This window comes from Paenibacillus sp. 19GGS1-52 (assembly GCF_022369515.1).
GTDB lineage: Bacteria > Bacillota > Bacilli > Paenibacillales > Paenibacillaceae > Paenibacillus_AQ.
This window is the reverse complement of the sequence record NZ_CP059724.1, coordinates 6,062,439-6,075,009: the sequence shown is the minus strand read 5'-3', so window position 1 is coordinate 6,075,009 and position 12,571 is coordinate 6,062,439. Positions and strand designations below refer to the sequence as shown.

Here is a 12,571-nt window from a genome sequence, read left to right as displayed (position 1 = left end):
GACAAGATGAAACGGCTTCGCCGTCCTTTATTATGGACGGCACCCGTTTCTTCGAGAAATATAAGGATAAATTATTGCGTGAAGACTATAAATTCTTATATTTTAAATAAAGAGGGGTTACAGGAGGATGAGCATGAAGTATATAAGCACAAGAGGCAATGTGGAAGCTAAAGGCTTTATCGATACGGTCTTAATGGGATTGGCCGATGACGGCGGATTGATGGTTCCCTCCGAGATTCCGGTGATTTCAGCAGCTACACTGGAAGAGTGGAGAAGCCTTAGCTACCAGGATTTGTTCCTGAAGATTTTTGCCTATTACACGAATGATGAGATTCCTTACGGTGATTTACAAGAAATGGTCTACACCAGCTATGCTAATTTTCGCGCACCGGAAGTAACGCCTATGCATCAGGTGAGCGATTCCTTATATGTACTGGAGCTGTTCCACGGACCAACGTTTGCCTTCAAGGATGTGGCACTGCAATTTATGGGTGAGCTGTATTCTTATATCTCCAAGAAGCAGAATGAGATCATCCATATCCTTGGTGCCACCTCGGGGGATACAGGTGCGGCAGCCATTCAGGGCGTGCGCGGCAAGGAAGGCATTAAGATCTGTATCCTCCATCCGCATGGCAAGGTAAGCAAGGTGCAGGAGCTACAGATGACGACGGTTGATGACAGCAATGTGCTGAATCTGTCGGTGGAAGGCAACTTTGACGATTGTCAGAAGGTAATCAAGGATCTGTTCGGAGATCTGGACTTCAAAGGCCGGTATCACCTGCGAGCGATCAACTCGATTAACTTTGTGCGCATTCTGGCGCAGAGCGTTTACTATTTCTATGCCTATCTGCAGATCGAAGACAGTGCGGAGAAGAAGATCAACTTCAGCGTGCCGTCCGGTAACTTCGGTAATATTTTCTCAGGATACTTGGCTAAGAGAATGGGGCTGCCCATTAACAAGTTAATCATCGCGACGAATGAAAATAACATTCTGGAGCGTTTTGTGAATACCGGCGAATACAAGCCAGGTGGTTTTACAAGCACCTACAGCCCTTCAATGGATATTCAGGTGGCGAGCAACTTTGAGCGTTATCTGTATTATCTAATTGGTGAAGATACTGAGAAGCTGTCTGCTTATATGTCCAAGCTGCAGAGTGAGGGCAAGATTATTATTGAAGGCGCGGCCCTGCAGCAGGTCCAGCAGGATTTTGCAGCGCTCGGTGTGAAGAATGAGTTGTGTCTCCAGACCATCAGCAAGTACCAACAGGAGCATGATTATCTGCTCGATCCGCATACGGCCTGCGGCATTGCCGCTTATGAGACTTTTAATGGCCCAGATGAGATCGGTATTACCTTTGCAACTGCACATCCAGCTAAATTTGATGAAGCGATCCAATTAATCGACATCAAGCAGGAGTTTCCGGCGCAGATCGAAGCGCTGTTCGCGATGTCTCAGCATCAGACTGTGGTGGAGCATGATAAGGATGAAATTGTACGCCAGCTGCAAGCCTTTTATGGCTGAAATCGTCCTCGTATGACTTCGTTGATAATTACGAATATAAAAGTTAACGGACTCGGGTCCTCTGTAAAAGGAGGAACGGGTCCGTTTTTTACTATGCCGATACGCTTCACAGAAAATGCACTGAAAATGTATATTTACGTGTGTGCGATGGCCAATTTGGAAATCTGGGAAAACGGAACGATGCTGATTCTTCAGACCTATCTAGCTTGTACTGCAGGCCAGCCCTTGTTTGTAGACGGCTGAGTGGCAATCATTTGAATCTAGAGCTTGGGAATGGGCAAGCTTGCATTTATGCAGGTGCTTTTTTTCACATAGTTTAGTTGCAAAGTTTGTCGGAAATTAATGGTTAATAAGTAGACATCACTACCCCGGGAGTGAGAAAATAACATTTAGAGTCATTAAGAACAAAAAAGGGCGGAGATCATTTATGACAATTCGATTCGGGGTTATTGGCACCAACTGGATTACAGATCGCTTCGTTCAGGCTGGATTAGATCATGAGGAGTTTATTCTTACAGCCGTGTATTCTCGTACGATGGAGAAGGGTCAGGCTTTTGCCGCTAAATATGCGGGAGCAACGATATATACAAGTTTGGAAGAGCTGGTCGGCAGCGAAGAAGTAGACGCGGTATATATTGCCAGTCCAAACTCTATGCATGCGGAACAGGCTATTATGTGCTTGAACCATGGCAAGCATGTAATCTGCGAGAAGCCAGCCGCTTCCAACAGCACGGAGCTGCAGGCGATGATTGAAGCGGCCCGTAAGCATGATGTACTGCTGATGGAGGCATTGAAGTCAACCTTCATGCCGAATTTTGGCGTGATCAGAGATAATTTATACAAACTTGGACAGGTACGTCGTTATGTAGCTAGTTATTGTCAATACTCATCGAGGTATGATGCTTTCCGGCAGGGGACGGTGCTGAACGCCTTTAATCCTGCTTATTCCAATGGCTCCTTGATGGATCTCGGGATTTATTGCCTGTATCCGATGGTAACACTATTCGGCAAGCCGGAATCCGTACAAGCCGTGGGTATGATGCTCTCCTCGGGAGTAGATGGGGAAGGAAGTATCGTCATGCAATACCCGGATATGGACGCTGTTGTGATGCACTCCAAGATTGCCGATTCGTATCTGCCTGCCGAGATTCAAGGGGAGAACGGTACGATGGTCATCGACAAGATCAATCAACCCTATCAGGTGAGAATTCTTTACCGTGACGGAACAGTAGAAGAGCTGACGGTACCTCAGGTATATGAGTCCATGTATTACGAAATTGAAGAGTTTATCCATTTATTGAAGAACGGCGAACGGGAAAGCAGTGTTAACAGTCATGCCAACTCTTTGGCGGTAGCAGAGGTTATGGAAGAAGCCAGAGCACAAATCGGCCTTCGGTATACCTCAGATCTATAACATGAATGGGGAGCAGAACTTGAAGACTTTTAAAAAGGTATACATCGAGATCACAAGCGTCTGCAACCTGGCCTGCAGCTTTTGTCCGCAAACCGTTCGGGAGAAGAGCTTCATGAAGCTTGAGGTCTTCAATACGATACTCGATGAAATTAAACCGCATAGCGATCATATCTATCTGCATGTTAAGGGAGAGCCTCTTCTGCATCCCAAGATTGGGGAGCTGCTGGATGCGGCTCATGCCAAAGGGTTCAAGGTTAATATCACAACTAATGGCACATTGATTCATAAAGCGGGACCTAAAATTCTGGGCAAGCCTGCTTTGCGGCAGATGAACTTCTCGCTGCATAGCTTTGATGGACATGAAGGTTCCGAGAACCGTGAAGGGTATTTGGCGGAGATTATTTCTTTTGTCCGGGAAGCCTCAGCTCAAGGAGTCATTATCTCCTTCCGACTCTGGAATTTGACGGAGGATAATCAGACAAATGTGGAGCGAAGCCGTAACCGGGAGACGCTCGCCATGTTGGAGGAAGCCTTTAAGCTGGATTTCCGTATTGATGAGAAGGTCTTGCCAGGCAGTGGCGTCAAAATCGCACCACGCGTGTATCTAAATCAGGATCATGAGTTCAAGTGGCCGAGTCTTACGGAGCCTGAGGATGACGGCAAAGGCTTCTGCCATGCGCTGCGCAGCCAAGCGGCAGTGCTGGTCGACGGCACGGTAGTGCCCTGTTGTCTAGACGGTGAAGGAGTGATTAACCTCGGTAATCTCTTCCAGACCCCCTTCTCCGAGATTGTGGAGGGTGAACGGGCGAACAATCTGTTCTACGGATTCTCCCGCCGGGAAGCCGTTGAAGAACTATGCCGGAAATGCGGATATAGACAGCGATTCGGGACATAAGGTTCATTACTAAAATATATGGTTAAAAAAGCAGCAAGCCTTCATTCGGGAGGTTTGCTTTTTGACGTTAGTCCTAGAAGTGAGTTTGATTGTATAACGTACAATAGAAACTCTTTTTTTTGTGCTGGAAACAGGGCTCCTCATATACACAGCGCTTGCAAAAAAACGAGGCATTATTTTTAGACTTAAGGGTATTTTATCCCTCTAATTTAAGTGAAAACCATTATTTTTAGGGATTAAAGGGAAAAAATCCCTCTAATTATGGGTCAATCACCCATTTTAGCCCGAATAGTCAAATTTAGAGGGGGATTTTCCCTTTAATTACTTGAATATCCTAGTAGATCTAAATTTAGAGGGATAATTTCCCACTAATCTTATATTTGCTGAGATAAAAAGATCGTATTCGTCATCATAACAATAATTACTACCTGGCTGCTGCCAGGTTCAAAAGGAGGCACACATGCTGAAATCACTGGAAGCCATAGCAGCTTATCGTCAAGGAAAGCAGGAGCATCTGGAGGATAACGTCTGGCTGAAATACATCGTTCAAGCTGAGGAACAGATTGTGAATATGGAGCGTGTAGAATCACTGCAGGAGCTGGACTATAAGAATCCTGTGCTGGATTATGTGGAGCGGAGTCTCCGGTTGCTGGAGAGCCTGCCGCTGTCTTTTTGGATAAAGGAACTAGTCGAGGAGACCTTGATCTGGTCAGAAACGGCCAAGGGCGGCACTTCACGTCAGCGATTGAGCTGGCAGGCAGAAGGCATTAATTGTTTTGTACATAATATAGGTTCGGCGCAGTTGTACTTGCGGCATAGAGGAAATTCGACCACAGCTATGAGTCCGGAATGCGAACGGGTAACTATAGTGCATCAGCTTATTGAGACGCATGGGTTAATCGGGCAGCAGATTCGTGGGGAGGTTCCGCCGACGGCCAATGATCCTTTGTCCACTATGGTGAAGGAAGGGGTGTTAGCTTCTGAAGAGCTGGAGCGCCTGCTTACTGCCCTGAATCATTGTATTATCGGAGCGGTTTCACTGGAGCTGTGGCAGGAGGTGCAAAGCGATGTGACCACCCTGATTGCTGTAATTGCTTCTGGGGATGCCTTTGCGCCTTTGCCGATGATGGAACGCCTGCAAAGAATGCGTACAGGACCGATCTCCAAAGGTGAGGATTTCCGCGCCGAATGGAGCAAGCTTGCAGGGGATGGGTTTCATGCTGAACTATTGGGTTCTTTACAGCATATTACCTTCTGGTATGTGGAATCGGCGCTGCAAACTTTCTCGCTGGAGCAATTCCTGAAGATGATGACCCTGGCTGCTGGGAGCATTGAAGTGGCTAGCCTGAAGCATGTCAGCTTTGAGCATGTGATGAAGGGTATCTATTATGATTACAAAGGTTCTAAGAAGATCAACGTGTATAAGAAACGAATTATTGAAAAATATTTGTCTGAGCTGGAATGGGCTGATATCGAACAGGGAAATACCTCTTCTGGCAGTCCGCACTTGAGTCACCGGTTGCATCGGAGGACCAATCTGCCAGACACCGTGTTCTTTGATTTCCAGTTCTCTCCGGCAGCCGAGAAGCTGATCGAATTCTGTATCGAGGCCGAGAAGTCGGCACTATACGAGCGGGCCGTGCTGCTGCTGTTTGACCTGTTTGAGCTGCGCCGCGATGCTTTCGACCGGTTTCATAATGAGGATAGCTATTTGAGCCAGATGAACGATACGGCCGACTATAAAGCTGTGATTCTCGAATATGTCACCGGACACAAGGTGCTGGATATCGGTCCAGGCGGCGGAATATTGCTGGATTTGATCGAGGAGCGTATGCCGGGTGTTACTCCGGTAGGTATTGATATTTCCAGTAATGTAGTGGAAGCCTTGAAGAAGCGCAAGCAGCTTGAAGGGCGCCAATGGGAGGTGCTGCAGGGCGACGCGCTGAACCTGAAGGACTTCGTGGAGGCAGGTTCGGTGAACACGGTTATTTTTTCATCCATTCTCCATGAATTGTATTCGTATGTGCCTCTGAATGGTGTGAAGTTCAATCATGATACAGTATCTGCAGCGCTACGCAGTGCCTTTGATGTGCTGTCAGAAGGTGGAGTGATCATCATCCGGGACGGTATTATGAGTGAACCGGAGACGCAAATACGGCGGGTGCGCTTTCTGGAGAAGGACGGGTTAATGTGGCTGGAGCGTTATGCCAAGGATTTTGCCGGACGCCAGATTCAGTTTCAGAGATTGGATGGGCAAGAGGTGCTGATGCCTGTAAATGATGCCATGGAGTTTCTCTACACCTATACCTGGGGCGAAGAGGCCTATATCCATGAAGTGCAGGAGCAGTTCGGTTATTTCTCACCAACGCAGTATGCTGCGTTTATTGAGCAAACGCTTGGTGATCAGGCCAAGATTGAGGTCTTCCGCCACTATTTGCAGGAGGGTTATACTGAGGCATTGCAGGGCAGGGTAATAGTCTTGGATGAGAGTGGTCAAGAGGTAGCGCTGCCAGACAGCACCTGCTTTATCGTGATTCGAAAGGAAAGCCTATTATAGGGCTTTCCTGAACTCGGAGGGCGAGCAACTCATTGCCTTGCGGAACACTTTAATGAAATAGCTTACGTTATCAAATCCGACCTCCAGTGCGATGTCGGATATTTTACGTTCCGTCTGCTGCAGCAAATCGGCTGCCTGGCGAATCCGGTAGGAGTTGATGTAATCGACAGGGGTCTTGCGGGTCATTGCTTTGAAGAAGCGGCAGAACTGCCCCTCGCTCATGGGAATAAGCTCCGATAAATCACGAGTGCGGATGGGCTCCTGGTAATTGTCCTGAATATAAAGAATGACCTTCTTAAGACGGTTGATCTTAGTGGTATCAGCTTCATCGGATTGGCTGTGATTTACTGAACGGCCCTCAATAGCAATCTGCGAGAGCATAATGAGCAAAGTTCCTTTCATAAAGGCCTCGAATCCGGGCATGGTATTAGCATATGCCTCCATCATGCGTTCCAGATGGTACAGGAGCTCCTGCTGCCAGGGAATGGCGGCTGTAATGTGCCGGGGGAAGCTCTGGCGTTTCTCCTGAAGTGGCAAAATGATATTCTGCTGGATCGTGTCAAACTGGGCGCTGGCTAGTAGATCGGGGTGGAACACCAGCGCACAGAAACGGCAGGGAGCTTGTTCTAGCACATATGCGGCGTGAATATCACCGGATTCGATAAAGACGGCTTCACCAGCCCGCAGAGGGAAATAGTCGGTATCTACCTGAAACAGAATGTCCCCTTCCAGCAGCATAAAGAACTCCGCTTCCTCGTGCCAATGCGTATCGAGCACATGTGCACCAGTTGGAAGTTCTACCCAGTATGCGGCCAGTGGGAACATGGTTTCACCATGTACCCGGTCTTCTTTTAGCAAATGTTGTGATGTGCGGTCCATCCTAGGCCTCCTTTCGCTGAAAACATCAAAATAGTGTTATAAATAAGCTATATTATAGTAGTTATGTGCTTTTGTTATCGTTATAATACAACTATAAACACCAAATTGAGAGGTGGCAAGTACTCAGATGAAATTTACAGATGGTCTTTGGCTGGTTCGTGATGGAATCACGATTAACGGCGCAGTTCAGAACTATGCGGTGGAAAAAACTGCAGAAGGTTTGACAGCAATTACTCAGACAACTCCGATTACGGGACGTGCGGCAACATTGAACTCCACACTGCTTACCGTGAAATTCCACTCTCCGCTTCCGGGTGTAGTAGGGGTTAAGATTATTCATAATGATGGCGTAGTGGACCGCGGTCCTTCCTTCGAATTGACTAAGGGAACTGGCGATCACGTACAAATCGAAGAGACCGAAGCACAAACTGTGCTGATCAGCGGTGGACTCCGTGTAGTTATCAATAAGGGCACTCACTGGTCAGTGGACTTCTACCGTGGCGACGAGCGCATTACAGGCAGCGGTTACAAATCGATGGCCTATATCACAGATCAGGACGGCAACACGTTCATGCGTGAAGAGCTGGATATCGGCATCGGTGAATTCGTATATGGTCTGGGCGAACGTTTCACTGCTTTTGTGAAGAACGGCCAGGTAGTTGACCTGTGGAACAAGGATGGCGGCACAAGTTCCGAGCAGGCCTATAAGAACATTCCTTTCTATGTAACAAGCAAAGGCTACGGCGTATTCGTGAACCAACCAGAGCTGGTATCATATGAAATCGGTTCGGAAAAAGTGAAAAAAGCACAGTTCAGCGTTGCTGGCGAAAGCTTGGAATATTTCGTTATCGAAGGACCTACGATTAAAGAAGTTATCACTAAATATACTTCCCTGACTGGCAAGCCTGCACTTCCGCCGGCATGGACCTTCGGCCTGTGGCTGACCACTTCGTTCACTACAGACTATGATGAAGCTACCGTTAACTCCTTCGTAGAAGGTATGGCGGAACGCGATCTGCCGCTTCATGTATTCCACTTCGACTGCTTCTGGATGCGTGAGTATCAATGGACCGATTTCCAGTGGGATTCCCGTGTATTCCCGGACCCGGTGGGCATGCTCAAACGCCTGCATGAAAAAGGACTTAAGATCTGCGTCTGGATCAACTCCTATATCGGACAGCGTTCACCGCTGTTTGAAGAAGGCAAGAAGAACGGCTATCTGATCAAAAAAGCTAATGGTGACGTCTACCAAACCGATCTGTGGCAAGCGGGTATGGGCCTTGTGGATTTCACTAACCCTGCAGCTTGTGAATGGTATGCCGGTTACCTGCGTGGTCTCGTTGACATGGGCGTAGACAGCTTCAAGACTGACTTCGGCGAACGCATTCCGACAGATGTCGTATACTTCGACGGTTCTGATCCGCACAAGATGCATAACTACTACACTCAGCTGTACAACAAGGTTGTCTTTGAAGTATTGGAAGAGAAGCTCGGCACAAATGAAGCAGCCGTATTTGCACGTTCGGCAACAGCCGGCGGGCAGCAGTTCCCGGTTCACTGGGGCGGCGACTGCTACGCTGACTATGAATCCATGGCAGAAAGCCTGCGCGGCGGCCTGTCGCTCGGCCTGTCCGGCTTCGGCTTCTGGAGCCATGATATCGGCGGCTTCGAGAACACCGCTCCGGCGCATGTCTTCAAGCGCTGGCTGGCTTTCGGCCTGCTCTCCAGCCACAGCCGTCTGCACGGCAGCACCTCGTACCGTGTGCCTTGGGCTTACGATGACGAAGCTGTGGATGTTACCCGCTTCTTCACCAAGCTCAAATGCAGCCTGATGCCTTACCTGTATGATGTAGCCGGACAGGCACATGAACAGGGCTGGGCTTCGATGCGGGCCATGGTGATGGAATTCCCGGAAGATCCTACCTGCGAAGTATTGGATCGCCAATACATGCTGGGTGATTCCCTGCTGGTAGCTCCTATCTTCCAAGAGAATGGCGAAGCGAAGTATTATCTGCCTGCTGGACGTTGGACACACTTGTTGAGTGGAGAAACGACCCAAGGTGGCTCATGGCGCAAAGAGAAATATGACTTCTTCAGTCTGCCACTCTTCGTTCGTCAGAACAGCTTGTTGGCTCGGGGCAGTGTCGACAACAAACCGGATTATGATTTTGCTGAAGGTGTGAAATTTGGCCTGTATTCACTGGAAGACGGCGCAACAACCACAGCAACTGTTCGTGATCTGACGGGTGCTCCTGAGCTATCCGTGAAGGCTGAACGCAACGGCAATACATTGTCCATCACAGCTGAAGGCAGCGGCAAAGCATTTACGTTTGCTCTGAATGATCTGGGAGCTATTGCTTCTGTACAAGGCGCAGAACAAGTAGATGCAACCACTGTGAAGGTTAATGCAGGCAACAAATCCGTACAATTCAGCATTGAGCTGAAATAGGTTCATCAATTGAATGCAATACAATAAACCTCTCTAGGTGACATAGGCGTAATTAGCCGTTTCCATGTCACCTTGGGAGGTTTTATTGTTATGAATTTGAAAATAATGGAGGGTGCACGATGTATATTGAAAAAGATGAGGAAACTGGAGCATTGAGCCAAGTCGGCTACACCTCCGCTACGGTGGTTTCAACAGCTGCTAATTATATTATGGACAGACCGGAGCCCTTTACCCATACCTTCCGGACGTACATCCGCTTAAGGGAAAGCGGGAAATTGAACTTTAAACTTTGGCATAGCAATGCAGTAGATTCCACCTGGAACTTGGGTCAGGAAGCAAGTGGCAGTGAGCTGGGAGGGGAATGGCGGATTGAAGCTGCGTATATCGCGGACGGTGGGGTAGAGATGAATGGCGCGGTCCAAGAACAGACACAGGTGGCCGTTTTGTTTGATGGGAGTACAACACGCAATGTTAAACCGGGTGAATCCTTCTGGAGTGATGAGATTGCCATGGAACTGCCGGAAGGGCACTTAATGGTATTCACCTGGACACTGACAACGCGCTCGCCTGGGAGAACGATACCCTACAATGTAGAGGGGATTCTGGTCTCCGCCTATGATGCACCGGGAAATCTTGCTGCACAGGAGTCAGCTGAGTCTTTTGCTCTGTCCGATAACCTGCTGGTGCTGCCAAGCTTTATCGGGTATAAGAAACAGGTGAATAAGAAGCTGGTATTTCTCGGAGATTCAATCACTCAGGGAGTACGAACCTTAAAAGATGAGTATGAATACTGGGTAGCACGGATTGCTGCTGGCCTTGGTGCGAATTATGGAGTCTGGAATTTGGGCTCAGGCTGGGCCAGAGCATATGATGCTTCTGCTGATGGCGCTTGGCTGAATAAAGCCAAACAAGGCGACGAAGTGGTGATTGTACTCGGCGTCAACGATATTGATATCGGTAACCGCTCATCTGAAGAACTTCTGAGTGATCTTACCGTTATTATATCCAAGCTGAAAGAAGCTAACGCCGAAGTGAAGATTATTCTGGGTACGGTACCGCCGTTCAATTTCCAGGATGAAAGAGAACAGACTTGGCGCAGCGTGAATAGTGAAATTCTGTCGAATAACCTGGCTGGAGTTAACCGAGTGTTTGATATTGCTGGTCTTCTATCTTTACCTGCACCCAATGATCATAGGATCAGACCGGAATATATGAGTAATACAGACGATCCGCATCCTAATGGTACAGCGGGTAAGGCAATCGCGGATGCTTTTCTGAATTGGTATTAATTAATATTTTTGGAGAAAATTAAGGCTCAAAGCCAAAATCAGCGGTTGTCCTGTTGTAAGTAGAGGCGCTACGGTTCGGAGGGTTCTTACGATCGCTGTTAAAGCCCGATTTCCTGATTGAACAATGAATATAGAGTCAAATTGACCTTCTGTCAATAGAGTGGACACGGTAAAAGGGTCAGTTGGCAAACTTTAGGTTCTTGTAATACAGCGATTCAAAACGATCCGGTGAGAGGTAGTCCAATTTACTGTGTATTCTTTTCCGGTTGTAGAAAAACTCGATATACCTAAACAAGTGATTCTTTGCTTCTTCTTTCGTTAAGAACCTTCTGCGGTAAACGAGTTCTCGTTTGAGGATGCTGTGGAACGATTCGATGCAGGCATTGTCATAGCAATTCCCTCGGCGACTCATGCTTCGGATCATATGGTATTCTTTTAGTTTTTTTCGGTAATCTGTGGAGGCATATTGACTGCCTCGGTCCGAATGGTGAATGAGCCCTTTTTCGGGTTGCTGCGACTTGTAGGCCTTTTCCAGAGCTACTGAAACGAGGTCTACCTTCATACGGTTTCCAAGCTCCCAACCGACAATCTTACGTGTGTACAAATCCAAAACGCTCGCTAAATACAACACACCTTGGCGTGTGTGAATGTAGGTAATGTCCGTTACCCATACTTGATTCGGCATCGTACACACGTCGAAATGCTGGTTTAGCCAGTTGGGGGCAATAGGAAAGTCGTGGTTAGAATCGGTCGTCTGGACTTTGAATTTGCCGGTTGCTTGGGAGCGAAGCTTGTTCTCACGCATGATTCGGCCTACCGTTTTCTCACCGACGACGAATCCTTCTTCCTGCAATTTCTTTGTGATTTTGGGGCTGCCGTAAATTTCATCATTGTCGTAAAAGTGATATTCAATGCGCTTTAAGAGCCGTTCACGATGCATTTTCCGGTCACTGGGAGGGGAGAGTCGCCACTTGTAATAGCCACTTCTAGATACTTCTAATAGGCTGCACATCTTCTCAATCCGGAATTCGGAGCGATGCTCCTCAATAAATCGGAACTTTAACTCCGGTCTTTGCTGAAGATGTGCATCGCTTTTTTTAGAATAGCGACCTCCTCTTCCAGATCCTTATTCTTTTGTTCCAAATCGTGGATCTGCTGTTCCTGGATACGTAGCTTTCCACTGCCTACAAACGGTTCGTTGGGGAACTGCCGGTACTTCACCATCCAATTTTTCAAAGTTCCTTTAGGAATGTTCAATTCTTCCGCAATGTCGGTAATGGACTTCTGCTGTTCTTGGACATATTTTACTGTTTGGCGTGCCCAGAGGCACGCATTATCTAGTTGGTGAAAGTCCAACCCAAGGAGGGGCCAAGCCACCTTGGTAGCTAGGATGCTTGCACATGGCGAAATCTGTGTGTAAAAGCGCATCGACAAAAGTACCTGTCTGAGACAGGGCGAGCGACAATCCAGGCCGCAACATGAAGTGAATCCTGCCGCGTCGTCAAAAAGGCCCTGCAAGGGGGAAAAGAGGGAGCCGAGTCTCGCGAACATAGACGAAGGCCAAGG

General features: G+C 47.9%; 8 protein-coding genes and 1 pseudogene. 6 read left to right on the top strand and 3 right to left on the bottom strand.

From position 1 onward, the window contains the following. The first annotated feature begins 133 nt into the window (after nucleotides 1-133). From thrC to H1230_RS28060, 4 genes are all read left to right on the top strand, one after another. On the top strand, nucleotides 134-1,522 hold the full coding sequence (gene thrC / locus H1230_RS28075; protein ID WP_239713086.1) for a threonine synthase: 1,389 nt from the start codon (nucleotides 134-136) through the stop codon (nucleotides 1,520-1,522). Between the two features lie 427 nt (nucleotides 1,523-1,949). Then, a complete protein-coding gene (locus H1230_RS28070) occupies nucleotides 1,950-2,936 on the top strand; it encodes a Gfo/Idh/MocA family protein (RefSeq protein WP_239713085.1) in 987 nt (328 codons plus the stop codon). Nucleotides 2,937-2,955: 19 nt separating this feature from the next. Then, nucleotides 2,956-3,831, top strand: coding sequence for a radical SAM/SPASM domain-containing protein (locus tag H1230_RS28065; RefSeq protein ID WP_239713084.1), 876 nt, complete (start codon nucleotides 2,956-2,958; stop codon nucleotides 3,829-3,831). A gap of 460 nt (nucleotides 3,832-4,291) precedes the next feature. Next, nucleotides 4,292-6,388, top strand: a complete 2,097-nt coding sequence (locus tag H1230_RS28060; RefSeq protein WP_239713083.1) for a class I SAM-dependent methyltransferase — start codon at nucleotides 4,292-4,294, stop codon at nucleotides 6,386-6,388. Here H1230_RS28060 and H1230_RS28055 read toward each other — a convergent pair. Next, a complete protein-coding gene (locus tag H1230_RS28055; RefSeq protein WP_239713082.1) occupies nucleotides 6,383-7,267 on the bottom strand; it encodes an AraC family transcriptional regulator in 885 nt (294 codons plus the stop codon). The two genes, H1230_RS28060 and H1230_RS28055, sit on opposite strands and share 6 nt — an antisense overlap. Before the next feature lie 127 nt (nucleotides 7,268-7,394). Here H1230_RS28055 and yicI point away from each other — a divergent pair, with 127 nt between their 5' ends. Both yicI and H1230_RS28045 read left to right on the top strand, forming a co-directional pair. Continuing rightward, complete coding sequence (gene yicI, locus H1230_RS28050) at nucleotides 7,395-9,716, top strand: alpha-xylosidase (RefSeq protein ID WP_239713081.1); 2,322 nt, start codon at nucleotides 7,395-7,397, stop codon at nucleotides 9,714-9,716. A gap of 119 nt (nucleotides 9,717-9,835) precedes the next feature. Next, nucleotides 9,836-11,005 (top strand): SGNH/GDSL hydrolase family protein, encoded by a 1,170-nt coding sequence (locus H1230_RS28045; RefSeq protein ID WP_239713080.1) that lies wholly within the window; start codon nucleotides 9,836-9,838, stop codon nucleotides 11,003-11,005. Nucleotides 11,006-11,183: 178 nt separating this feature from the next. Here the strand turns inward: H1230_RS28045 and H1230_RS28040 are convergent. Together H1230_RS28040 and H1230_RS28030 are read right to left on the bottom strand one after the other, a co-directional pair. Next, a pseudogene (locus H1230_RS28040) lies at nucleotides 11,184-12,361 on the bottom strand (IS3 family transposase). Continuing rightward, on the bottom strand, nucleotides 12,339-12,485 hold the full coding sequence (locus H1230_RS28030) for a hypothetical protein (RefSeq protein WP_239711337.1): 147 nt from the start codon (nucleotides 12,483-12,485) through the stop codon (nucleotides 12,339-12,341). The pseudogene H1230_RS28040 and the gene H1230_RS28030 overlap by 23 nt, the downstream one beginning before the upstream one ends. Nucleotides 12,486-12,571 lie beyond the last annotated feature (86 nt).